This window comes from Actinoplanes sp. NPDC026670 (assembly GCF_040638175.1).
Lineage (GTDB): Bacteria > Actinomycetota > Actinomycetes > Mycobacteriales > Micromonosporaceae > Actinoplanes.
Genome location: NZ_JBEZXU010000013.1, coordinates 61,448 through 85,541, shown reverse-complemented (window position 1 = coordinate 85,541; position 24,094 = coordinate 61,448). Strand labels below are relative to the sequence as shown.

The window sequence follows — 24,094 nt, the reverse complement described above, 5'->3', positions numbered from 1 at the left end:
GACCCCTACCAACCCCTGTAGGCGGAAGGGACCCCCATGAGACCCAAAGCCCTGGCGGCGACGCTGGCCGTACTGGTCGGCCTGAGCATGTTCCAGCCCGTTCCGGCGTACGCAGCGGATCCGGATCCCGGCAAGATCTCGCCGACCCTGACGGACCGGTTCCGCACGCAGCCGTCCTCCGACTTCTGGATCACCTTCGAGACCGGGGCCGACCTCGCGCCGGCGAAGAAGATCACCGACTGGACCGCGCGCGGCCGGTTCGTCTACGACGCGCTGACCGCGGCGGCGAAGAACTCCCTGGCCTCGGTCTCCACCGAGCTCGACCGGGCCGGCGTCAAGTACACCTCCTACCCGATCGCCAACGCCGTGCTCGTCAAGGGCGGCACCGAGAAGCTCGCCCTCGACGTGGCGGCGCGGGTGCAGGTCGCCGAGATCCACGCGACGCCGCAGGTCGCGCTGGTCGACCCGGTCGAGGAGAAGGCCGTCACGGAACGGTCGGCGGCCGCCGGCGACACCGTCACCTGGGGCCTGGAGGCGATCCACGCGCCGGAGGCGTGGGCCATGGGCGCCACCGGCGCCGGCATCACCGTGTCCAACCTCGACTCGGGTGTGCAGTTCGACCACCCCGCGCTGAAGGACAGGTACCGCGGCACGAAGCCGGACGGCACCGTCGACCACAACTACAACTGGATGGCCACCCGTAGCTCGTGCGCCGGCGCGCCGTGCGACGACAACGGGCACGGCACGCACACCATGGGCACCATGGTCGGCGCCGACGGCAACGACCATGTCGGCGTCGCCCCGGACGCGCAGTGGATCGCGACCGACGGCTGCTGCACGAACAGCGGCGTCGAGTCGCTGCTGCGGTCCGGCTGGTGGCTGCTCGCACCGACCGACCTCCAGGGGAACAACCCCGACCCGTCCAAGCGCCCGCACGTCGTCAACAACTCGTGGGGCCAGAACGTCGAACACGACTTCGACGGCTTCTTCCAGGCCATCGACGAGGCCTGGACCGCCGCGGGCATCTTCAGCGTGTGGTCGTCGGGGAACACCTCGCCGTACGCGGCCTGCGACACCGTCTCCTCGCCGGGCGCGGCCACCAGCGCGTACTCGGTCGGCGCCCTCTCGCCGGACGGCACGCTCGCGTCGTTCTCCCGCAAGGGCGAGGGTGACGGCGGCCGGATCAAGCCGGAGATCTCCGCCCCGGGCAACGGCGTCCGCTCGGCCTATCCGAACAACGGCTACGCCGAGATGTCCGGCACGTCGATGGCGGCGCCGCACGTCGCCGGCGCCGTCGCGGCGCTCTGGGGCTACGACCCGACCCTGATCGGGCAGGTCGACGAGACCCGCCGCCTGCTCGGCGAGTCGGCCGTCGACGTCGACGACACCGAGTGCGGCGGCACCGCCGAGATCAACAACAAGTACGGCGAGGGCCGGCTCGACCTCGTACGCCTGCTGGAGCTCGCCCCCCGCAAGGGCGGCACCCTGACCGGTGTCGTCACCGCGAACGGCGCCCCGGTGCCGGCCGCCGACGTGACGATCAGCGGCCCGTTCAGCCGGTCGATCGGCACCGACGCCGACGGCCGGTTCACCACGAACCTCCCGGCCGGCGACTACAAGCTCACCACCAGGGTCTTCGGTTACCTGACGGCGACCGCCGACGTCACGATCACCCTCGGCCAGGGCACCACGGTCGAGCTGCCGCTGACCACCGCCGCGAAGCACGACATCAGCGGCCGGGTCGTCGACGGCGGCAAGCGGCCCGTCCCGAACGCCGACGTGTCCGTCAACGGCACGCCGCTGAAGCCGGTACGCACCGGCGCCGACGGCACGTTCACGATCGCCGCGGTCCCGGAGGGCACCTACACGCTGGCCGTCGACCCCAACGCCTGCTTCTCGCCCGCCACGGTCCCGCTGACCGTCAGCGCGCAGAACGGGTCGCCGGAGATCCCGGTCGGGCTCGTCGTCGACGAGGGCGGCTACAGCTGCGCCGTCACCGAGGGCGAACACCTGCGCGGCACCGATCCGGTCACCTTCACCAGCGGGGTGTGGGCCACGGTGAAACTGCCGTTCCCGATCGCGCTCTACAACGGCAGCCACGACACCCTCGGCATCGGCCGGCGTGGCGTGATCGCCCCGGACGGCAGCACCGGACCCGGCTACGGCGGCGCGGGGATCTTCCCGCTCTACGTCGAGACCCCTGTCGAGTTCGCCCCCGGCGGCGGCGTCTTCACGGCGGCCACCAAGGTCAACGGTGAGGACGCGTTCGTCATCGAGTACCGCAACGCCAAGATCTGGGCCTGGCCGACCCGGGCGGAGTACACCGAGCCGGTCAGCTTCTCGGCCACGCTCACCCGCTCCGGCACCGTGATCTTCGGGTACGGCGACGGCTTCGGAACCGACGACGCGATCACCGCCGGCGCGAACGCCGTCACGGGCATCCAGGGCTGGGCCGGCGTCGACGGCATCCGGTTCTCCGACCACGCCCCGGTGCTGCGCGACGGCATGGTCGTCACCTACGACATGCCCGACTTCGGCTACCTCGACGCGACCGTCGCCGACCAGAACGACGGCCTGCCGGTCGCCGGGGCGAAGGTCTCCTTCAGCAACGAGAACGGGCTCGTCGAAGCCGTCACCACCAACGGGACCGGCATCGTGCACCGGCAGCTCCCGGTCGGCGACTACACCATGACGGTCGAGGCGCCGAACTACACCACCGCGGCGTACCCCTTCTCGCTGAAGCAGCTCTACGCGCAGGCCGAGATCGGCGTACGCCTGACCACGGGCGCCGCCGGACTGAAGCCCGACGGCCTCGACGCGCTGCTGGGCGCCGACCAGAACGGCGCGGGCACGCTCACGCTGACCAACAACGGATCCGCGCCGCTCACGTACCACCTGGGCGAAGCCGCCCGGCACCCCGAGCTCGACGCCGCCGGCGCCACCGCGCGCACCGGCACGGGCGCGGTCGGCACGATCGACCTGGCCGCGTGGAAGGCCGGCGCGAGCGGCATGAAACCGTCGAACGTCGACGGCAAGGCGACCACGTCGAGCGCCGCCGCCACCGTCACCGAAGCGCAGGCGGCAGCCAGGGTCGGCCCGACCTCCGGCGGTGAGGTCATCACCCGGATCGCCATCCCCGGCACCATCGCGGAGAAGGAGCCCTCCGGCATCGGGTACGACGGTGACGTCTGGGTCCACGACTACAACAAGCGGACCAACACCGCCTACACGGTGACCGGAAAGAAGACCGGGAAGGTCTTCGACGCGTCGTGGAACCCCGACTACCGCGCGTTCGACATGGCCCTGGACACCAGGACCGGCGACATGTGCCAGATGGAGGACAGCCCGGCCAGCTACATCCACTGCTTCAACCGGGAGACCGGCAAGGAGACCAGGCAGATCAAGGGGAACTGGTCGACGCTCCAGCTGACCGGTCTCGCCTACAACCCGGCCCGGGACGTGTTCTACGTCGGCGGACGCGTGAACGGCATGATCGGCACCGTCGCCGGCACGTCGCACGACAACCCGGGCGCGCTCCTGTCCTTCTGCGCCCCGCCGCTGCCCGAGGTGATGGGCCTGGCCTACAACCAGGCGTCCGACACGATCTGGTACACCGACCTCACCTGGAACCGGCCCACCCGCCTGTTGCAGGTCGACCCCGTCGACTGCTCGCTGGTGAACGCGTGGTGGTTCCCGGGCCAGAAGGCGGGCCTGGGCGGCGGCCTGGAGACCGACGCCACCGGCGCGCTGTGGGCGGCCGACCAGATCGCCGACGACGTGGTGCTCGTCGACGTCGAGGACGACCTGCTCACCGACCTGCCGTGGCTGTCGCTCTCCTCGGCCGGCGGCGTCCTCGCCCCCGGCCAGTCGACGACCGTCAAGGTCTCGATCTCCTCGAAGGGCGCGAAGCCCGGAGTCCAGGGCGCGAACATCGTGGTCCGGTCCGACTCCGGACGTCAGTCCAAGACGTATGTCCCGGTGACGCTCACGACCACGAAATACCAGGTCGGGGTCAACGCCGGTGGCGCCAAGCTCACCGACGGCTCCGGCTACAGCTGGGCCGCCGACCAGGCCGCCGGCCGGAAGTCCTGGGGTTACGAGGGCAAGACCAAGGTCGACATCACCAGGACCCCGATCTCCGGTACGACCGACGACGCGCTGTTCCAGACGCAGCGCACCACCACCGACAAGCAGCTGTTCTACCGGTTCCCGGACGCGCCCAAGGGCACCTACGCGATCGACTTCGGGTTCGCCGAGATCGACCGGGCGGGCCGGGGCAAGCGGGTGTTCGACGTCCTCGTAGACGGGGCGCTGACCGACTACGCGTACGACCCGGCCGCGGCCGTGGGACCGGACGCCGCAGACTGGCGCAAGGCCGTCGTCCAGCACGAGGGTGGCCCGCTGACCGTGGAGTTGCGGGGCTCGAAGGGCCTGAAGCCCCCGAGCATCGCCGCGCTGCGGGTGACCCTCGACCCGCGTGCCGACGTGGCGGAGCCGGAACCCCAGCCCGAGCAGCCGGACCCGGGTCCCGTGCCGGTGGCGCCCGCCGGTCGCTCGTACACGATGAAGGTCTCTGACGGGCTTTTCCGCCAGGGCACCGAGGAGTCCGGCTGGCACGGTGACGACCTGTGCGGCGTGCTGTGGTTCGACGCCGGCTACCTCCAGCCGTTCTACGACACCGCGTGGGACGGGGTGTGCGTGACGACCAACGGCACGCTGACCTTCGACCGCGCCTACACGTCGGGCAGCAACACGGCGCTCCCGTCCCCGTACCCGATCGATGCGATCTACCCGTTCTGGGACGATCTCGTCGTCGACGACGAGGCGGGCATCTACTTCGGCACGACCGAGGTGGACGGGGTGGCGGCGCAGGTCGTCGAGTGGCGCAACGCCGCCTTCTACAGCGACCGGACGGCCCGGGTCAGCTTCTCGGTCACCCTGATCGCCGACGGACGGATCCAGATCGGGTACGGCGACGGCGTCGGCGGCGACAACCCCCTCACCCAGGGGGCGTCGGCGACGGTCGGTGTGGAGAGCCTGAACCGCAACCCCGCCGGCCAGTACTCGGCCGACCAGCCCGTCCTCAAGGCCGGCCTGGGACTGGAGTACAACCTCCCGGCCGCCGGCACGATCGAGGGCACGGTCACCGACCGCAACGACGGCAAGCCGATCGAAGGCGCGGTCGTCAGGCTCGGCGAGCGGGTCGTCACGACCGACGTGAAGGGCCGGTGGAAGGCCCAGGCGCTGGTCGGCGAGAACACCGTGCAGGTCGAGGCGCCCGGCTACGTCACCGCGAGCCACCCGGTGACGATCACCAAGAAAGATCAGGCTGAGGTACGGGACACCGCGCTGACCACGGGCATCGCCACCGTCACCGGAGCCGGCCTCGACTGGCTGCTCGACAAGGGCAAGAAGGCGACGGCCGCGGTGACCGTCACCAACAGCGGTTCCGCCCCGCTCGAGGTGCGGCTCAGCGAGGCCGCCGACCTGCCGTGGCTGACCCTCACCGGCGCGGCCGCGACCGGCCCGGTCACGCTCGCGGCCGGCGCCGCCACCACGGTCACGGTGACCGCCGACAACACCGGTTTCCAGCCCGGTGTGCTGACCGGGGACCTGCTCGTGACGTCGAACGCGGGCAAGGGCGGGACCCAGACCAGGCCGGTCCGGCTGGCGACGTCGGCCTACTGGAAGGGCGTCGACGCCGGCGGAGCGGGACACATCGGCGCCGGCGGTTTCGTCTGGTCGCCGGATCAGGCGCTCGGCTCGCGGTCCTGGGGTTACGTCGGCGGCAAGGTGCAGACCAGCCGGGCCGACATCGCCGGCACGACTGACGACGCGCTGTTCCGCACCCAGCGGACCGGCGAGACGTTCAGCTACGTGTTCCGGAACGCCCCGGCCGGGACGTACCGGATCGGCCTCGACTTCGCCGAGCTCGAGAAGGTCCGGCCCGGCCAGCGGGCCTTCGACGTCCTCGCCGACGGCAAGGTCGTCCTCTACGACCACGACGTGCAGGCGAAGGCGGGCACGCTGACCGCGAACACGAACGCGGTGACCGTCAAGCACACCGGCGGCGACCTGACGATCGTGTTCACCCGGGAGAAGGGCGAGGCCGACCCGATCCTGAACGCCTTGAAGATCCAGGAGGACCCGCGCCTTTAGTCCGGCCCCCCCAAAGGTCAGAGCCTCCCCGGCAAGGTCGCCGGGGAGGCTCTGACCGCGACTCCCACCCGATGCGGCCGGCTACCCAGCCCTCAAAATGCGGAATCCAGCACCTGCAAATGCGGAAAATCTCGCCTGCAGATGCGGAATTCGATAGGCTCCGAATCGTGGAGGGTTCTCTCACTGGCATAGCTCCGCGCCACCTCACGGCCGTGCTGGCCCAGCGCCTGACCGAGGAGCCGGCGTTGGTGCTCAACGGTCCCCGCACCGTCGGCAAAAGCACTCTTCTACATGCTCTCGCCGACCGGTTGGGGCGCACCGTCATCGACTGCGACGATCCCGCCACCCGAGCTGCGGTCCGCGCCGATCCCGGACGCTTCGTCAGCGGCCCCGGCCCGATCCTGATCGATGAGTACCAGCATGTCCCGGATCTGCTCGGTGCGATCAAGGCCGAGCTGAACCGGGACCTCAGCCCGGGACGGTTCGTCCTGGCGGGATCGACGCGGTACGTGACCCTCCCGGAGGCCGGGCAGGCGCTGACCGGCCGGGTCGACATCCTGGAGGTGCTTCCCCTGACTCAGGCCGAGATCGACGGGGCAACCGGAGCCTCCATGGTAGGCAGGCTGCTCGATGGCGCTGATGTGTCGCTCGGCTCCGTGCCGTCCACGACGACGCGGGACGAGTATGCCCGCCGGATCACCTCCGGTGGAATGCCTGTCGTGCTGCGCCGTCCGCCGGGACGGTCCCGATCGCGCTGGTTCGCGAACTATCTTGATCTTGTCATCGAGCGTGACGTGATGGAGTTGAGCCGGGTACGTCAGCGAGAGATGCTCCCGCGGCTGCTGCGCGTTCTCGCCGCCCGGTCCGGTCAGATCCTCAACATCGCCGGCGCCGCCTCAGCGGTGGGGATGGAGAAGTCCAGCGCCGAGAACTACTTGAAGCTTCTCGAGGCCGTCTTCCTGGTTCTACGAGTGCCATCATGGGGAACGACTCTCGGCTCCCGAGTGGTCCGTCAGCCGAAGGTCCATCTTGTTGACTCAGGCGTCATGGCCTGGCTTCTCGGTCTCACGCCGGAGAAGATCGCCACGAACGATCCGGCGACGTTGACCGAGTACGGCCACTTGGTGGAGACGTTCGCTGTCGGCGAGATCCTCCGGCAGGTGAGCTGGTCGGACGCGCCGGTCGCGGTGGGCCACTTCCGTACGGCCGAGGCCCACGAGGTCGATCTGGTGCTGGAGCGTGATGACGGGATGGTCTTCGCCTTCGAGATCAAAGCCGGCACCCGGGTCGACCAGTCCGACCTCGCCGGGATCAGAGCGCTCCGCGCCCGCCTCGGTGATCGTCTCGCATCGGCCGTGGTGTTGTACACCGGTGCGTTGGCGTTCCGATTCGACGACGGAACGCTGGTGCTTCCGCTGGACACGCTCTGGTCGAACGCTGGACCATGACCGGCTGTCACCTCGACGGGCGGGAGTCAGGGTGGTCACGTACAGATCGTCGCCCTCGGCGTCCGCGGCCATCTGGTCGAGGTCAGCATGGTGTTGTGCGGGGCGATCGAGAAGGCCATTACCACCGGCACGCGGCGGCAGCCCGCTCCAGCTCGAACGTCGTAGATCTCGCTACGCCGTCCACGAAGAACGCTGGAACGGGCCGCCGGTCGAGGCGCACTGATCGGGGTCAGCGGCTCTCGGCGAAGTACTCGTAGTTGTCGGCGTTGTCGACGGCTTTGGCCGGGCTCGACACGGCGAGCTGCTTCGCCGCGGTCTGGCCGTACGCGTGGTCGTCGGTGCCGCCGTTGACGGTGAAGTGGCTCGACTCGTGGATCAGCGTTCCGGCCTTCGAGTCGGTGCCGGTGGCCGGGGCGGTCCAGAACGCGTTGCAGAGGTAGATGACGTAGGGCTGGTCCGGGTAGACGTACGCGTAGTAGTCCTCGTTGCTGGTGCAGTCGAGGGTCAGGGCCTTGGTCGTCAGCTCGCTGGTGATCTTGCTGTAGGTCGAGGTCACCCGCGAGAACCGCGACGAGCTGTAGGTGCCGAACCAGGTGGTGTAGGCGCCACCGCCGGACGGGTTCGCCGCGAGCCAGGTCTGGGACTTCTGCGAGTACGTCGCGGCGTTGGTGACGGCCGTCTTCAGCGCGGTCTGCTCACTCGTGGTGCAGCCGCGGAAGGTGATGCTGACCGCGGCCGCCGCAGCGGCGACCTGCACCTTCTCGGTGGTGACCGGCGCGGCGCCGGCCACCTTGGCGGTGCTGCGGATGCCGGCGCTGGTGCGGACGGTGGCCCGGCCGGCGTCGACCTGGAGCGCGCCCGGCCGGGCCGCGGTCGCCCCGGTACGAGCCCGCACCTGGGTCGAGGCCAGTGCGACGGTGATGGTTCCCGGCTGGGACAGGTCGTAGTCGTCCGCCAGGTTCACCGTCGCGGCGTAGGTGCCTCCGGCCGGAATGCGGGTGTAGTCGGCCGCGGTCGGCGCCCCGAGTTTCGCCAGCTTGCCCCGGTAGGGCACCGGCACACCGTTTCTGGTCACGGCCAGGACGGCTTTGGACTCGCGAGCCTGCGGCAGGTCCCGGGAGAGCACGTCGACCGCCGACGATGAGGTGTTCCGCACCGTCACCCGTACGGTGAGGGCGCTGCTGGTCACCTGGCTGATCTGGACGGTCGTGGTGAGACCGGCGGCACTGCCGGCTGCCGCCGCGCTCGCCCCGACGGTGACGGCTGCCGGGATCGCGATCCCGACAGCGAGGCACGCGGCCCACAGTGGACGTCGAGAGATGCGCACGTGGTCTCCCTTCTCGGCTATCGACTCCGATGGGCGCCCTCCAGGGAGGAGGCAAGGAGTCGATGCATGAAATCAACGATCCTCAATTTAGATGATCACCTTCTTCCAGTGATGGCACATTCTCATCCCAAACGGGTCATAGCCCGACGCAGCGCCGCCGCCGGCGACGAGATCAAGGCAGAGTTCGGCCTCGATTGACGCCGTGGCGGTCGATTTCGATGGCTCAATCCGCTACCCGCGATAGACGAACGCAAACAGGCTGCCGAGGTGGCGGTTACCAAGAGTTACAGAAGCGTAGTTCCCGGAACTATACTTCTGTAACTCTGCCGGTCGAGCCGCGGATGATCAGGTCGGTGCCCAGCTCGACGTGGCGGGCGTCCAGGTCGTGGCCTTTCAGCATGCGGACCAGCATCGTCACCGCCATCCGGCCCATCTCGGCCAGCGGCTGGTGGACCGTGGTCAGCATCGGCTCGGTGGCCTGGCCGATGTCGGCGTCGTCGAAACCGCCGATCGACAGGTCCTGCGGCACCCGCAGGCCGCGTTCCCGGGCCGCCCGCAGCGCGCCCACCGCGGTCTTGTCGTTGAAGCAGGCCAGCGCCGTCGGCCGCGCCGGCCGGTCGAGCAGCTCGCAGGCGGCCCGATAGCCGTTCTCCACGCTCGGCTCGTTCACGAACCGGATCCGTTCCGGTGACGGCAGCACCCCGGCGTCGGCGAGCGCCGCCACATACCCCGCCATCCGCGACGTCGTGACCAGCCACTCCTTGGGGCCGGCGATGATCCCGACCTGCCGGTGCCCCAGCTCGACGAGGTGGGCCATGAGGAGCCGGGCCCCGGTCACGTGCGCGCTGGAGACGGCGACGATGTCGCGCGGCGGGCTGGTCCGCGGGTCGAGCACGACGAACGGGAACCCCTGGTCACGCAGCCGGGCCAGTTCGTCGGGTGACTCCGGCGGCAGGATGAGGACTCCGCCGGCGATCCCGGCGGTCCGGGGCAGGCCGGTGAGCATGCCCGGCCGCCGCGCCGACGTGCCCGCGTTGACCACCGCGGTCATGCCGTGCAGCTCGATGGTCTCCACGATCGACGACACCATCGGACCGAAATAATCGTCCAGCAGGTACGGGCACCGCACGAACACGCCACCGGCCGGCGCCCGGGACACGAGCAGCCCGTCGTGCCCGAGCCGCCGGGCGGCGTGCAGGACCAGCTCACGCGTACGCGGGGCGACGTTGTCCTGGCCGTTGAGCACGCGGGACACGGTGGCGATGGACAGATTGGTCTCGGCGGCGATCTGCCGTACCGTCGCGCGCTTTTTCAACCTAGGACCCCGTCCACCGTTCCATATCTGAATGTAACAATGTAACAGATCCGGAACCGGTTTCGACCAGCGGATATGTCCTGGCGATGACAGCGCTGCATTGACATGTATAAGCCGCGAGTGTTCCATCTGCGTTACGTCGGCTGGGCAGGAGGTCCGCGGCGTTCCGTTGTTCACACAGGGAGTTCCCCATGCCGTTGACAGGCATCCCGTCAATCAGGCGACGACTACTCACCGTCGCCACCACCACCGCGGTCGTCGGCGGCCTCGGCATCCTCGGCATCACCAGCGCGTCCGCCGCCAGCGCCGGCTCCCTGGTCGGCGCGGGCAGCGGCAAATGCCTCGACGTCGCTAACAACTCGACCGCGGACGGCGCCGCCATCCACATCTGGACCTGCTACAGCACGGTCGCCAGCCAGCGCTGGACGCTCGCCGACAACGGCCAGGTCCAGTCGCAGGGCAAGTGCCTCGACGTCGCCAACAACGGCACCGCCGACGGTTCCCTCACACATCTGTGGACCTGCTACGACAGCGTCAACACGCAGAAGTGGTCGCTCAACGCGTCCGGCGCGCTCGTCAACCAGGCCAGCGGCAAGTGCCTCGACGTGCAGAACAACGGCACCGCCGACGGCTCGCGCCTGCAGATCTGGGCGTGCGCCGGCTCCGCCAACCAGCGATGGACCCTTTCCGGAGGTACCACCACGCCGCCCACGACCCCGCCCACCACGCCGCCGAACGACACCCCGGTCACCAACCCCGACCTGGGCCCGAACGTGTCGGTCTTCGACCCGTCGATGGCCGCGTCGACCATCCAGAGCCGGCTCAACACGGTCTTCAACCAGCAGGTCACCAACCAGTTCGGCACCCAGCGGTACGCGCTGCTGTTCAAGCCCGGCACCTACAACGTCGACGCCAACGTCGGCTTCTTCACCCAGGTCGCCGGTCTCGGACTGGTCCCCGGCCAGACCACCATCAACGGCCGGGTGCACGTCGAGGCCGACTGGTGGCCGGACGGCTCGCAGAACGCCACGCAGAACTTCTGGCGTTCCGCCGAGGGTCTGGCCGTCAATCCGACCGGTGGACTGGACCGATGGTCGGTGTCACAGGCTGCCCCGTACCGCCGCATGCATGTCCGTGGGAATCTCGCGCTCTCCGACGGCGGCTGGTCGTCGGGCGGCTGGATCTCCGACACCAAGATCGACGGGCAGATCGACTCCGGCTCGCAGCAGCAGTGGATCACCCGCAACTCGCAGATCGGGTCGTGGACCGGCCGCAACTGGAACCAGGTGTTCGTCGGTGTGCAGGGCGCCCCGGCCACCAGCTTCCCCAATCCTCCCTACACCAACATCGGACAATCTCCGGTCGTACGGGAGAAGCCCTACCTGTACATCGACGCCGCCGGCGCGTACCGCGTCTTCGTCCCCGCTCTGCGCCGCAACACGTCCGGCACCACCTGGGCCGGTGGCAGCCCCGCCGGCGAGTCGATCTCGCTGAGCCGCTTCTACATCGTCCGGCCCGGTGACACCGCCGCCAACATCAACGCCGCCCTCGCCGCCGGCAACAACCTGCTGGTCACGCCGGGCACGTACAACATCAACCAGACCATCAACGTGACCCGCGCCGACACCGTCGTGCTGGGTCTGGGGCTGGCCACGTTCGTGCCGCAGAACGGCATCGTCCCGATGCGCGTCGCCGACGTCGACGGCGTGAAGGTCGCCGGCATCATGTTCGACGCCGGCACCACCAACTCGCCGCTGCTCATGGAGGTCGGCCCGAACGGCTCGTCCACCGACCACTCGGCCAACCCGACGTCGCTGCACGACGTGTTCTTCCGCATCGGCGGCTCGATCGCCGGCAAGGCCACGGTCAGCCTCCAGATCAACAGCGACGACGTGATCGGTGACCACACCTGGATCTGGCGCGCCGACCACGGCAACAACGGAACCGTCGGCTGGAACATCAACACGGCCGACACCGGCCTGATCGTCAACGGCGACGACATGACCTTCTACGGCCTGTTCGTCGAGCACTACCAGAAGTACCAGACCATCTGGAACGGCGAGAACGGCCGCACGTACTTCTACCAGAACGAGATGCCGTACGACCCGCCGAACCAGGCCGCCTACATGAACGGCTCGACCCGTGGCTACGCCGCCTACAAGGTGGCCGACGCGGTCAACAACCACCAGGCCTACGGGCTGGGCTCGTACGCGTACTTCAACGTGAACCCGTCGGTGGTCAACGAGCGGGCCTTCGAGGTGCCGAACAAGTCGGGCGTCCGCTTCAACAGCATGGTCACCGTGTCACTGGGTGGCACCGGCACCATCAACCGCATCATCAACAACACCGGCGCCACCGTGAACAGTGGCAGCCAGGTCGCGTACCTGGTCACCGGCCCCTGATCCGCCTTTGACCCGATCGCCGGGCCGGGCCTGCAGAGGCCCGGCCCGGCGTTTGTTCCGCCACGGGCCGGCGATCCGGCTGGATCCTTCGAACCGGCCGGCGTCGCGCGGGGTATCCCGTATCGAGCAGCTTGAAGTGGTGTGCGGCCGCCGAGACGGGGATGACCGATGTTTGACGATCGCTTGAGGGCCCTGGCCGTCCTGAGAGACGACGGCGAGGCACTGCTACGGCGGGCACGTTCGGCCGCACACGCGCCCGGGGAAGCGGGTTCGGACTCGACCGGGTCGGTGACGGTGACGCTGAACGAGCACGGCCGGGTTGCCACAGTCAGCGTGGTGAACCGCTGGCGGTCGAGTCTGACCAGGGAACAGTTGGGCGAGGCAGTCGCCGAAGCGGTCCGGGACGCCTCCGTGCGACGCCTGACCGCATGGGGCGACGAGTACGCCAGACCCGTCGCGCCGGAACCGGTGCCCCCGCCCGCCAGGCTTCAGCAGCACCTGGAGGCCATCACGTCGGCCCCGCTCTCCGGTGCCGACCGTGAAGCCGCTCTGGTCGTGCTACTTCACGTGGTCGAGTCGATCGAGCAGGGTCTCGACGAGGTGTCCAGCCGGATGCAACAGACCCTGAGCGCAACCCACACCGGCCACAGTTCGCACCGTGAGGTGACCGTGGAACTGACCGGCGGCGGTGACGTCGTGGCCGTCCGGTTCAAGCGCTCCTGGCTGGACGACGCCCACGAGGCGAATCTCGCCCGGCAGATCGTGATGGCCTTCCGGGCCGCCTACGAGCAGGTCGCCGCACACGGCGTCGAGCGTCTGATCGCCGACAGCCCGCTCGGCGAGGCGCAGTGGGTGATGCAGGATCCATTCGGTTTCGCCCGGCGATTCGGAATGGACAGCCGATGACTCTGAAAGCCGCACTGGAGGCGTTGCGCCAGGATGCCGCGTCGTGGGAACAGGTCGCGTCGGTGACCAGGCAGGCGGCTCACGAGGCGAGTCTGTTGAATCTGGGGCCCGGCGAGCTGTCCTGGGCCTCGCTGCCGAGCGGGCTGCTGGACACCTACGCCGAGTTGCAGCGCAAGGTGGTGACCTTGCTGGACGAGGCGAGCGAGGTGTACAGCGGGTTGAGCAGGAAGCTCGACAAGGTCGCCTACGAGTACGAGACGAACAACGACCGAGCCGCCCGGGAACTGGAGGGAGTGTGGGAGGTCCGTGAGTAGCACCGAGGCAGTCCTCCTCGAACGCATCAACTCGACAATTTCCCGTATCGACGGCAAGACCGTCGAGCTGCAGAACTCGATCAACGACAAGATGGGGTACATCCCTCCGCCCCTGCAGTCCCGGATCCGCCAGGGCTGGGATGACTTCTGCGCGTTCATGCAGCGCATCTGGGACAACCTGACGACGATCCTGTCCAACATGGGTTCACTGTCCGCGCTGTCGACGACCGCGCAGGCGTGGAGCGACCGGGTCGGTGTTCCGGTCAGCGGCCAGGTGCAGGCCGCCGACGCGGGGCTGCTCACCGTGGACACCAACTGGGACGGGGATGCCGCGGACGCGTACCGGCAGATGCTGCCCTTGCAGAAGACCGCTCTGGAGAAGGTCAAGACGACCCTCACCGATGGCCTCGCCACGGCTCTGGACCAGGTGCACAACGGGGTCTTCCTGTTCTGGACCGGTCTGGCCGGGGCCCTGGTCGCTCTGGCTGTCGGCCTCGTCGGCGCTATCGCCTCCAGCGCCACGATTCTCGGCATGCCGGCGGCGCCGTTCATCGCGGCCGGTGCGGCGGTGACCGCGTCGGTGGCGCTGATCGTCGGCTGCGAGACCCTCAAGAGGGCCTGCACCTCGGCCAACACCACACTGCGGCAGAAGTTCGACGACACCGGGTTCCTCCGGGGCCACTGGCCGCCGGCGGGTACGTCATGACCGCCACTCCGGCCAAGCGGGCCGGGAACGCCATGCTCATCATCATGATCGTGGTGGTGGCGCTGGCCGAATGCCTTCTCGCCCTGCTCGGGGCGATGGCCTGGCAGGGACGCCGGGACGGCGGCTTCACACCTGAGGAAGCCATGCCGTTCACCGTGATGGGATTGTCCGCCGCGGTCGGTGTCCTGCTCGCGATGTTCGCGATCGTGGCTCTTCTGCGCGGGCCGCGAGGTCAAGGTCTGGCCCGGGTCACGGCCGGTCTGGCGTGGTTGCGGCTGGGTGGCGTGATTCTCGCGCTGACGGTGGGAGCTCTCACCTTCGGCGTCTCCGCGGTGGCCGCTGCGTTCCCGGCGTTCGGAGTCGTGCTCGCGGTGGGTGATGCCATCGGCGGGCTCGTCGTCGCCGGGGCAGCGGTTCGCCGTACCCGAAACGGGTGAACCGCCCGCGGTGGCGGCGCCCGGTGTTGATCGTGTTCGTCGCGTTGATCGAGCGCACGGCCAGGTCTAGTGATCCGCGGACGCGGATGCGGTGCCGGCGGGCCGTGCATCCGGGGCCGAATCTCACCGCAGGCTCCTCTGCTGCTGGCAGAACCGGGTTCGATCGGGTGTCGGGGGCGACGACGGCTCACTACCGTCGGTGCATGGCAGACGTGACGTACCAACCGCGGCCTCTCTTGCGCACCCTGCTCGGCGAGGTGCTGCGGCGCCGTCGGCTGGAGCAGGAGCGGACCCTTGCCGAGGTCGCCCGGGACGCGTGCGTCTCGGTGCAGTACCTGTCCGAGGTCGAGCGGGGCCGTAAGGAGGCGAGCTCGGAGATCGTGGCCGCCGTCTGTGACTCGCTGGGCATCGGGCTGGGTGACCTGCTGGCCGAGGTGGGGCGCGACCTCACCGCGCACCGCGCCCCGGTCCTCCGGCTGGAGACCGCCCGGCTGGAGACGGTCCGGCTGCGCCGCGCGGCACACGCCCCGCGCGGCGCCCGGACCGGCGATGTCGTTCTGCTGGCCGCCTGATCAGGTGGCTTCCGGCTCAGCGCCGCTCGATCAGGCGGCTTCCGGATCAGCGCCGCTCGGCCAGGTGGTTACCGGCTCAAACGGCGCTCGATCAGGCGGCGTTGAGCCGGTAACCGCGCGGCTCGCGGCGGGTGATGACCCGGTCGGCGAGGCCGTAGGCGACGGCGTCGGGGGCGGCCAGGGTCAGCCGGCGGTCGGTGTCCTCCCGGATCTTGGCGACCGAATGGCCGGTGTGCTCGGCCAGGATCTGATCCATCTCGGCCCGGACCTTGGCCACCTCCTTGGCCTCCACGGCCAGGTCCGGCAGCGTGCCGCGGGCCTGGCCGGACGGCTGGTGCAGGGTCACCTTCGCGTGCCGCAGCACCGACCGTTTGCCCGGGGTGCCGGCCGCCAGCAGCGCCGCCGACGCCGATGCGGCCTGGCCGACGCAGGTGGTGGCGATGTCGCACCTGATGAAGTGCATCGTGTCGTAGATCGCCGTCAGCGCGCTGAAGGAGCCGCCCGGCGAGTTGATGTACAGGCCGATCTCCTGTTCCCCGCTGGACTCCAGGTGGATCAGCTGGGCGATCACCACGTTGGCGACGCCGTCGTCGATCTCGGTGCCGAGGAAGATGATCCGGTCCGACAGCAGCCGCGAGTAGATGTCGAAGGCGCGTTCCCCGCTCGGCGTCTTCTCCACGACGGTCGGGATGGTGTAGTGGCTCATGCGCTCAGTCCCATCGGGCGGTGGGTCATGTCGGGGCGTACGTCGTCGACGCTGTCGAGGACCCGGTCGATGAGGCCGTATTCGAGCGCCTCCTCGGCGGTGAACCAGCGGTCCCGCCGGCTGTCGCGTTCGACCATGTCGATCGTCTGCCCGGTGTGCTCGGCGGTCAGGCGCAGCAGTGTCTGGCCGAGCCGTTCCAGCTGGTTGGCGTAGATCTCCACGTCCGCCGCGGTGCCGCCGAACCCGGCCGAGCCCTGGTGCATCAGGATCTGGGCGTGCGGCAGCGCGTACCGCTTGCCGGGGGTGCCGGCGGTGAGCAGGAACTGCCCCATGCTGCCGGCGAGCCCGAGGGCCAGCGTGCTGACGTCGTTGGGGATCAGCCGCATGGTGTCGTAGATCGCCAGCCCGGCGGTGACCGAGCCACCCGGCGAGTTGATGTACAGGTTGATGGTGCTCAGCGGGTCCTCCGCGGACAACAGCAGCAGCTGCCCGCAGATCCGGTTGGCGATCGGGTCGTCGACCTCGGCCCCGAGCACGATGATGCGCTGGTGCAGCAGCTGGACGGACAGCTGGTCGTCGACGGACCCGGTCCCGCCCGTCGCCGCGGCAGTGAATGGATACATGGTTTCTCCTCGGGCTCGGCCCTGCGTTCCGTCTCCACCTTCGAGGTGATGACGCCCGCCGGCCAAGCCGATCTGCGGTCAGCAGATGAGGCCGTCCAGAAGGTGGCGGGAGGCCACTCGACGCCCATATCGGCAGTTTTGCATTCGTCTATTGCCTGCGCGGATTTCGCAGGTCTACTCTCCCGTGTGCAAGATCACGGGGACTTGCATTTCACCAACGGCCGTCATCGATGCGGGCCGTTGTCGGGGGGTATGAGTCATGGCGCGACGCGTCGTGCGATCTTTCGGGCTGTCAAAACGCCGAACCACCATCAGAACTCTGGTCGTCAGCACCGTCGTCACCGTGCTGGCCTCGCTCGCCCACGGTTTCCCGGCGCAGGCCGCGCCGGACTGGAACCTCGGTAACACCGGGGCGTCGCAGATCTCCGACCTCAACGCGCAGGCCACCGGCCTGATCCGCAACGACGGTCTCGGTAAGTGCCTCGACGACATGAACGGCAACACCGCCAACGGCGCTCCGATCGTGTCGGCCGCCTGTTCCGGCGCGGCCACCCAGAACTGGACCTACCAGCGCGAGACCGACCTCTGGGACGACGGCACCATCCGGTCGGCCGCCGCGCCGACCAAGTGCCTGACCGTCACCAGCACCAACGGCGGCGCCGCCCAGTCGATCGCGATCGGCGGCACGCTGCAGATGATGCTGACCGAAGGCGGTCAGGTCTACGCGAAGACCAGCGCTGTCGGCCTGGGCGGCTGGACGAAGGAGACCGACTACAACGTCTCCGACATCGCCGTCGGCTCGGACGGCACCCAGATGATCGCCGACGGCGGCATCTACGCGCGCAGCAACGTCGGCGCGGACGGCTGGGTGTACGAGGGCGGCGGCTGGGTGGAGGACATCGCCACCAACGGCGGCGTCCAGATGTACCTCTCGTACTCCGACAAGATCGTCTACGCCCGGCAGGGCATCGGTGACGCGTCCGGCTGGGTGGCCGAGAGCGCCGCCGGTGTGAAGGCGATCGCGGTCGGCTCCGACGGCACCCAGATGATCATCGGCAGTGACGGCGCGGTCTACGCCCGCAACAGCATCGGCCCGGCGAGCGGCTGGGTGAAGGAGCTCGCCCCGGGCGCGAAGGCGATCGCCACCAACGGCGGCGTGCAGATGCTGATCGGCAGCGACGGCTACGTCTACGCCAAGACCGGCATCGGCATGGGCGGCTGGGTCAAGGAGTCCACGATCACCGCCGCCGACCCGAACTTCGACACCGCCATCGCGGCCGGTTCGGACGGCACCCAGGTGATGCGCGGCTCGGACGGTTTCGTCTACGCCAAGAAGGGTGTCGCGGCCGGCGGCTGGACCAAGGAGGTGTCGGCCCCCTCGTCCCCGGGTTTCGGGGACTCGCTGTCGGCCGGCGCCGGTGGTCTGCACGCCGTGGTCGGCGGCACCGGACTGGTGCTGGCCCGGACCGGGCTCGGCACGGCGTTCACCACCGAGACCGACCTGGCCACCGAGAAGGACAGCGCCCGCCCGGTCCAGATGTACGACTGCCACGACTGGGACAGCCAGCACTGGATCTTCGAGTACCACCGCAACGGGAGCATCCAGCTCAACAACCAGGCCGCCAACCGCTGCCTGGACACGCCGAGCTCGTCGACCGCCAACAACGTGGCCCTGTGGATCTACGCGTGCAACGGCTCGGACGCGCAGCGGTTCCTCCCGCCGACCCGGCCGCAGGCGCCGAGCGGGCCGATCACCAACACGGTGATGAGCAAGTGCGCGATCCCGGCGTCGACGACAGCGGTTCCGGCCGCGGCCACCGCCGTGGTGCTCTACACCTGCAACGTCGGCTACTCCACCGGCCCGCTGCTGCCGTGGCTGCTCAACACCGACGGCACGCTCACCGCGGGCGGCATGTGCCTGGGCCTCAACGGCGGCGAGACCGTGACCGCCGACAAGACGCTGACCGTGATGGCCAAGTGTGCGGGCACCCTGGACCAGCAGTGGGTGGTCGGCTGGGACACCGCCGGCCGGCCGCGTCTGGTCAACCCGAACTCGGGTCGCTGTCTCGACGTGCCGAACTCGACCACGGTCAACGGCACCCAGCTGTGGATCTACACCTGTAACAACACCGGCGCCCAGGTGTGGAACGTCCCGCACGCGGCGCGCACCTTCGTCGGCCCGGTCACCGCGACCCCGTCCGTCCTTCCGTCCGGCACCGCGTCGGACTGGGAGCGGCAGCGGGCGATGGACGAGGCCGAGTGGGCCCGCGACACCCGCGCGCACCTGGCTCTGGTCCTGCACGCCGGCGGCAGCAACGTACGCCAGGCCGCCGCGCAGACGCTGGCCGGCCCGGACACCGCGCTGAAGACGCCCTGGCACACCTGGGTCGACGGCACCTGGCTGGACGGCTGGTACAACGGCACCAGCGTTCCGCTCAACGCCGACATCGCCGCGGCGAAGACCGCCGACCAGGCCCGCGCCCAGCGGGAGTCGGGCCGCCGGGACAACTTCAGCGGCTACCCGATGTCCGGTTACGGCTCGGTGCCCGACTACGACACCGACGTCACCGACTTCATGTCGGCCGACGCCACCCGCCGGATGACCTCCAGCGCCGTCTACGCCGACCTGACCATGCCGAAGGCCGAAGCCGCGGCCCAGGCCAAGGTCCGCGAGATCGCCGCCGCTCACGCCGCCGCCGTCCCGGCCGACGCGTGGAAGTGGAACATGTACTCCCGGCAGGCCATCGAAGGCTCGGCCGACGAGGTTCGCCGGTTCATCCAGTACGACGGCTGGCCGACCGTGGCGCCGCAGCCGGGCACCACGGAGTTCCGGGTCGAGGTCGAGTCCCTCAAGACGCGCTGGGCGCAGGGTGACCCGACCAACCCGATCGACCCCGAAGAAGTGCTGATCGACGTCGAGGAGACCGCCTGGGCCGAATGGCAGGCGGAACTGAACGCGCAGGCTCAGCCCCGCGCCGACATCATCGCCGCCGAGATGCAGGCCCTGGACACGCTGCGGGCCAGTGCCGAGACGATGCACGACGGCCTGGGGTACGCCTGGACCGCCCGCGGCATCCTGTGGGCGCAGGACCAGAAGACGAAGTTCCCGTCGGACTGGTCGAGCGTCGACATGACGGCCGCCCCGAAGAACCTGAACCTGATCAAGGCGAAGGTCGCCGGGCTGGCCGAGGCGGCCAAGAACCACGCGGCTGTCGCGCAGGACGCCGCCGACAAGGCGGTCGCCGCCCGTGACCGGGCCTACACCACAGCCACGAGCGCCGGGTTCCCGGTCGGCCGCGGGCTGACCTACGCCCAGCAGTCGGCGCAGATCGCCCTGGCCGCGGCGGCGTCGGCGCAGGCCACCGCGAACGCGATGCAGACCGTGGTCGCGGCCACCAACGCCACCCTGGCCAACTCGGCGACCCTGCTCGCGAACGCCGGCGCTCAGGCACACGCGGCCCGTGCCCTGTTCCTGCGCCAGTCGGCTCAGGACAGCGCCGCCCGCGCCGCCCGGCTGGCCACCCAGGCGCAGGCCCAGGCGACCGCCGCGGCCAACGCCGCCGCCAAGGTCGCCGCGGACAAGGCGAAGATCGCGGTCGTCGAGGCCAACGCCAAGGCGGCGCTGGCCCGGGCCGAGGCGGCCGCCGACGACGCGGCCCGGCAGCAGCAGATCGCGGCCAAGGCCAAGGCCACCGCCGAGGCGGAACGGCAGAAGGCGGCCGCCGCGAACGCGACCGCGCAGCAGCAGGCCGCGATCGCCGAGTCGAAGAAGAACGAGGCCCAGGCGGCAGCCGGACGGGCGGACGCCGACGAGGCGACAGCGCTGCGCGCCGAATCCGACGCCGCAGCGGCCGAGTCCCGCGCGTACGCCGCACGCAAGACCCTCGACCAGAAGATGGCCGCGGCTGCGGTGGCCGACGCGAAGGCAGCGGCCGCGCAGGGTTCGGCCGGCGCCGACGCCGCCGAGGCGGAGGCCCGCATCGCCCGGGCCGCGGCCAACGACGCGGGTGTCGCCGCGGACAACGCCAACCAGGCGGCCCGCGCCGCCGAGGGCGCGGCCGCACGGGCCCGGACGGCGGCCACCGTCGCCCGGGCCGCCGCGGACCGGGCCGCGGCCGACGTCCGCAAGGCGGAGACCGCGGTCAAGCAGACCCGGGCCGCGTCGGTGAAGGGCCACGCCCTCGCCGCCGACGCGATCTGGAACGCCCGCGAATCGGCGAACTTCGCCACCGCGGCCCGGCAGTCGGCCGCCGACGCCAAGCAGGAAGCGGCCAACGCCAAGGCCGCGGCAATCGAGGCCAAGCAGGAGGCGGCCGGTGCGCTCGCCGACAGCGCGGTCGCGATCGGCCAGGCCGTGGCGACCGGACAGGCCGCGCAGGAGGCCGCCGCGGCGGCCCTGAAGGTGGCCGCGCCGGCCGACGAGGCGATCGACCTGGCCGACCCGTGGGCGACCACCGACTCGGCGGCCGGCCTCGCGGTGCTCAGCTCGCAGGCGGCCAAGACGATCGCCGAGGCCCAGGCCAACGTCTCGGCGGCGCAGGCGGCTGCCGCCTCGGCACTGGCGGCCGCCGCGGTGGACGCCGCGAACCGGGCCGCCGGGGACGCGAAGCTGACCGCCCAGGCGGCGGCGGACGCGGCGGTGTCGGCGTCCAAGGCGGCCGCCTCGGCTGCGGCGGCGACCAAGTCGGCGGCCTAGGCCGCGGCCGACGCCAAGGCGACCCAGCAGGCGTCGGCACGGATCGACGAGATGGACGCCAAGGCGCAGGCCGCCCTCGAACGGGCTCGCAACTCGGCGGCCGCCGCGGACGCCGACGCGTCGTCGGCGGAGTCGTCGGCCGACGAGGCCGAACGGGACGCCGTCGCGGCCCGGGGCGCGGCGGACGAGGCCGCGGCCGACGCCGAACAGGCCGACCAGTTCGCGACCGAGGCTGAGCTGTCCGCCGCGTCGGCCCGGGAGGCCGCCGACAACGCCCAGGCCTCGGCCGACGCGGCGCAGGCGTCGCTCAACGCCATCGAACAGGCGCTGGCCAGTAACCCGCAGCAGACCGGCCAGGTCACCAACGGCGGTGACGCGGTCGCGACGTCGCTCGACAACATCTACATGGTCCCGGTCCAGACCGGATACAGCTTCAACCCGACGAGTGACTGCGTCGGGACCGGCGGCTGCGACGTGACCGGGATCTACCGGTCCCAGGGCTACTACGTCTACCTGCTGGCCAGCTGTGTCACGCCGAGCGCCGACCCGAACGTCTGCATCAACACCGGCAGCGGGCCGCAGGTCCAGCTCGACGAGCTGATGACCGAACCGTTCGACGTCTCGACCGAGGCCACGATCCACGTGACCCAGCAGCAGATGCTCGAATCCACGCTGCGTGCGCTGCCGGGCATCCTGTTCGGCGAGTTCATCGGCTGCTACAAGAAGCTCACCCCGGGCGACGACGGCGGCAGCTGGCTCGACTGCGGGTTCGTGGTCGCCGAGATCGTCCTGCCGTTCGCGCTCAAGGGCATCGCGCTCGCTGTCAAGGAGCTGCGGATCGCGATGGTGGCGTACAACGTCGCCGGCATCGACGCGGCGATCGGCGCGCTCAAGGTCACCTCGATCAACGCGCGGACGTTCCTGAAGCTCAAACAGGCCGCCATGGCGGCCCGGGCCAAGGCCATCTTCAACGGCTGGGGCTCCTGCCTGACCGGCCACAGTTTCGCGGCCGGCACCGGCGTGCTGATGGCCGACGGCAGCGTCAAGGCGATCGAGGACGTCCGGGTCGGCGACCTGGTCCGCAACGCCGAGCCCGGCGGTACGGTCCAGGCGCACCGGGTCACCGAGGTGCACGTCACCGAGACCGACACCGAGTTCACCGAACTGACGGTGACCGGCCCGGACGGCCGCCGGGCGGTCGTCACCGGCACGCAGAACCACCCGTTCTACAGCCTGAACCGTCAGGCGTTCGTGGACGCGGGCCGGCTGACGGCCGGTGACCTGCTGCGGACCGACGGGGCCGAACCGGTCACCGTCGTGTCGGTCCGTAACTACACCGGCTCGATGACCACCCATGACCTGTCCGTCGAGGGCGTGCACACGTACTTCGTCGTCGACGGCGGTCTGCCGATCCTGGTGCACAACACCTGCCCGGTCATCCAGGCCGTGCAGAAGGTCCTCGGCCTGCGATCCGGGACGTGGGACCACATCACCGGCACGGACGGGCTGAAGATCGAGGACGCGCTCGGCGGCAACCTCTACCCGGGCCACCCGTACATCGACGCCTACGACACCGCGACGAGGACCGGGACCAGCATCAAGACCGTCGACTGGCGGTACGACACGATCGACTCGGCGGGCAAGTTCAAGAGCAAGATCAGATCGCTGCTGAAGACGCTGAACAACGGTCGGCTGGTCGACGACGGCTGGACCCTGTCGAAGCAGTACAAGCGCGGCGACATCTCCAACTGGGTGCTGCGGGTCGCGTACCCGCAGAACCCGCCGCCGGGCTACGTGGAGAAGGCCCTGGAACTCGTCGAGGAGGCCAAGGGCATGAACATCCAGCTCTACCTGCACCCGATCGACGGCTGACCGGAGGATGGCGGGCGCCGCCTCGGCGGCGCCCGCTGTCACGCGTGTGCGGGGAGCGCGGGCAGCGACTCCTCCTTGAGCACGCCGCTGCCGGCGATGACCTCGGCGATGCGCGGGTCGAGCAGCCACGCCTCGCCCTGGTTGCTGCCGGCGTAGAGGGTGTAGAGCCGGGGGACCGCACCGGCCTCGGCGAGCAGGTCGTTGACCACCGCGAGCGGCCGGACCGTCGACACCCACCACGGGTTGCCTGCCGCCCAGTCGGCCGGCGTCCACACCACACAGCGGCGGCCGTTGATCGCGATGACGTAGTCACCGCTGTCCACGCTGCCGGGATAGTCGATCAACTCGAATCGAAGGTCCACACCGTGCTCGCGCAGGGCCGGGACGAGATCGACCTGGAGGGTACGGGCGACCCCGCCCTCGGCCATCTCCTCCCCGTCGACCTCGAAGAAGCGGGACCCCGGCTCCTCGTCGAGGGTCGCCTTGCCACCGAGCGGATGTGCGCCCTCCGCGACCGCACGTTCCCCGGTGGCGGCGTCCTCCGCCGAGAAGTCCTGCCACCAGCCCAGTTCCCGCAGCTGGCGGGCCATCTCCACGTAGCTCTGATCCAT

The 24,094-nt window shown here is 70.0% G+C and carries 15 protein-coding genes and 1 pseudogene; 11 read left to right on the top strand and 5 right to left on the bottom strand.

Annotated features, from left to right (window positions below; translation table 11 throughout):
• Positions 1-36 precede the first annotated feature (36 nt).
• Both AB0E94_RS15195 and AB0E94_RS15190 read left to right on the top strand, forming a co-directional pair.
• Positions 37-6,159 carry a S8 family serine peptidase gene (locus tag AB0E94_RS15195; RefSeq protein WP_360326480.1) on the top strand — a complete coding sequence of 2,041 codons (6,123 nt, stop codon included), beginning with the start codon at positions 37-39 and terminating at the stop codon, positions 6,157-6,159.
• Between the two features lie 71 nt (positions 6,160-6,230).
• A complete protein-coding gene (locus AB0E94_RS15190) occupies positions 6,231-7,607 on the top strand; it encodes an ATP-binding protein (protein ID WP_360326479.1) in 1,377 nt (458 codons plus the stop codon).
• A 229-nt stretch (positions 7,608-7,836) separates the two neighbouring features.
• Here the strand turns inward: AB0E94_RS15190 and AB0E94_RS15185 are convergent, their stop codons facing one another.
• Positions 7,837-8,934: a M35 family metallo-endopeptidase gene (locus AB0E94_RS15185; RefSeq protein WP_360326477.1), complete on the bottom strand. Its 1,098-nt coding sequence runs from the start codon at positions 8,932-8,934 to the stop codon at positions 7,837-7,839.
• A 66-nt stretch (positions 8,935-9,000) separates the two neighbouring features.
• On the opposite strand from AB0E94_RS15185, the gene AB0E94_RS15180 reads away from it, so the two are divergent.
• A complete protein-coding gene (locus AB0E94_RS15180; protein ID WP_360326476.1) occupies positions 9,001-9,132 on the top strand; it encodes a hypothetical protein in 132 nt (43 codons plus the stop codon).
• A 109-nt stretch (positions 9,133-9,241) separates the two neighbouring features.
• Here the strand turns inward: AB0E94_RS15180 and AB0E94_RS15175 are convergent, their stop codons facing one another.
• Complete coding sequence (locus AB0E94_RS15175; RefSeq protein ID WP_360326474.1) at positions 9,242-10,249, bottom strand: LacI family DNA-binding transcriptional regulator; 1,008 nt, start codon at positions 10,247-10,249, stop codon at positions 9,242-9,244.
• Between the two features lie 191 nt (positions 10,250-10,440).
• Between AB0E94_RS15175 and AB0E94_RS15170 the strand changes: the two genes are divergently transcribed.
• The 6 genes and pseudogenes from AB0E94_RS15170 to AB0E94_RS15145 all read left to right on the top strand — a co-directional run.
• Complete coding sequence (locus AB0E94_RS15170; RefSeq protein WP_360326473.1) at positions 10,441-12,651, top strand: ricin-type beta-trefoil lectin domain protein; 2,211 nt, start codon at positions 10,441-10,443, stop codon at positions 12,649-12,651.
• A 168-nt stretch (positions 12,652-12,819) separates the two neighbouring features.
• A complete protein-coding gene (locus AB0E94_RS15165; protein WP_360326472.1) occupies positions 12,820-13,557 on the top strand; it encodes a YbaB/EbfC family nucleoid-associated protein in 738 nt (245 codons plus the stop codon).
• Positions 13,554-13,871: a hypothetical protein gene (locus tag AB0E94_RS15160; RefSeq protein ID WP_360326470.1), complete on the top strand. Its 318-nt coding sequence runs from the start codon at positions 13,554-13,556 to the stop codon at positions 13,869-13,871. Before AB0E94_RS15165 ends, AB0E94_RS15160 begins: the two co-directional genes overlap by 4 nt.
• Positions 13,864-14,577, top strand: a complete 714-nt coding sequence (locus AB0E94_RS15155; RefSeq protein ID WP_360326469.1) for a hypothetical protein — start codon at positions 13,864-13,866, stop codon at positions 14,575-14,577. Before AB0E94_RS15160 ends, AB0E94_RS15155 begins: the two co-directional genes overlap by 8 nt.
• Positions 14,574-15,014, top strand: a complete 441-nt coding sequence (locus tag AB0E94_RS15150; protein ID WP_360326467.1) for a hypothetical protein — start codon at positions 14,574-14,576, stop codon at positions 15,012-15,014. The genes AB0E94_RS15155 and AB0E94_RS15150 overlap by 4 nt, the downstream gene beginning before the upstream one ends.
• Positions 15,015-15,217: 203 nt before the next feature.
• A pseudogene (locus AB0E94_RS15145) lies at positions 15,218-15,448 on the top strand (helix-turn-helix transcriptional regulator); the annotation flags it as partial.
• A 229-nt stretch (positions 15,449-15,677) separates the two neighbouring features.
• Here AB0E94_RS15145 and AB0E94_RS15140 read toward each other — a convergent pair.
• Positions 15,678-16,292 carry an ATP-dependent Clp protease proteolytic subunit gene (locus AB0E94_RS15140; protein WP_360326466.1) on the bottom strand — a complete coding sequence of 205 codons (615 nt, stop codon included), beginning with the start codon at positions 16,290-16,292 and terminating at the stop codon, positions 15,678-15,680.
• The gene (locus AB0E94_RS15135; protein WP_360326464.1) at positions 16,289-16,915 is read right to left on the bottom strand and encodes an ATP-dependent Clp protease proteolytic subunit; all 627 of its coding nucleotides are present in this window, start codon (positions 16,913-16,915) and stop codon (positions 16,289-16,291) included. Before AB0E94_RS15135 ends, AB0E94_RS15140 begins: the two co-directional genes overlap by 4 nt.
• 259 nt (positions 16,916-17,174) lie before the next feature.
• Here AB0E94_RS15135 and AB0E94_RS15130 point away from each other — a divergent pair, with 259 nt between their 5' ends.
• Together AB0E94_RS15130 and AB0E94_RS15125 are read left to right on the top strand one after the other, a co-directional pair.
• Complete coding sequence (locus AB0E94_RS15130) at positions 17,175-21,611, top strand: ricin-type beta-trefoil lectin domain protein (RefSeq protein WP_360326462.1); 4,437 nt, start codon at positions 17,175-17,177, stop codon at positions 21,609-21,611.
• A 51-nt stretch (positions 21,612-21,662) separates the two neighbouring features.
• A complete protein-coding gene (locus AB0E94_RS15125; RefSeq protein WP_360326461.1) occupies positions 21,663-23,483 on the top strand; it encodes a polymorphic toxin-type HINT domain-containing protein in 1,821 nt (606 codons plus the stop codon).
• Between the two features lie 38 nt (positions 23,484-23,521).
• On the opposite strand, the gene AB0E94_RS15120 is transcribed toward AB0E94_RS15125, so the two are convergent.
• Positions 23,522-24,094 carry a hypothetical protein gene (locus AB0E94_RS15120; protein WP_360326460.1) on the bottom strand — a complete coding sequence of 191 codons (573 nt, stop codon included), beginning with the start codon at positions 24,092-24,094 and terminating at the stop codon, positions 23,522-23,524.

Bases quoted from the DNA above. Each gene is read 5' to 3' on its own strand.
- AB0E94_RS15195 (WP_360326480.1), top strand. From the start codon at position 37: ATGAGACCCAAAGCCCTGGCGGCGACGCTGGCCGTACTGGTCGGCCTG.
- AB0E94_RS15190 (WP_360326479.1), top strand. From the start codon at position 6,231: ATGCGGCCGGCTACCCAGCCCTCAAAATGCGGAATCCAGCACCTGCAA.
- AB0E94_RS15180 (WP_360326476.1), top strand. From the start codon at position 9,001: ATGAAATCAACGATCCTCAATTTAGATGATCACCTTCTTCCAGTGATG.
- AB0E94_RS15170 (WP_360326473.1), top strand. From the start codon at position 10,441: ATGCCGTTGACAGGCATCCCGTCAATCAGGCGACGACTACTCACCGTC.
- AB0E94_RS15165 (WP_360326472.1), top strand. From the start codon at position 12,820: ATGTTTGACGATCGCTTGAGGGCCCTGGCCGTCCTGAGAGACGACGGC.
- AB0E94_RS15160 (WP_360326470.1), top strand. From the start codon at position 13,554: ATGACTCTGAAAGCCGCACTGGAGGCGTTGCGCCAGGATGCCGCGTCG.
- AB0E94_RS15150 (WP_360326467.1), top strand. From the start codon at position 14,574: ATGACCGCCACTCCGGCCAAGCGGGCCGGGAACGCCATGCTCATCATC.
- AB0E94_RS15140 (WP_360326466.1), bottom strand. From the start codon at position 16,292: ATGAGCCACTACACCATCCCGACCGTCGTGGAGAAGACGCCGAGCGGG.
- AB0E94_RS15135 (WP_360326464.1), bottom strand. From the start codon at position 16,915: ATGTATCCATTCACTGCCGCGGCGACGGGCGGGACCGGGTCCGTCGAC.
- AB0E94_RS15130 (WP_360326462.1), top strand. From the start codon at position 17,175: ATGGCGCGACGCGTCGTGCGATCTTTCGGGCTGTCAAAACGCCGAACC.
- AB0E94_RS15125 (WP_360326461.1), top strand. From the start codon at position 21,663: ATGGACGCCAAGGCGCAGGCCGCCCTCGAACGGGCTCGCAACTCGGCG.
- AB0E94_RS15120 (WP_360326460.1), bottom strand. From the start codon at position 24,094: ATGGATCAGAGCTACGTGGAGATGGCCCGCCAGCTGCGGGAACTGGGC.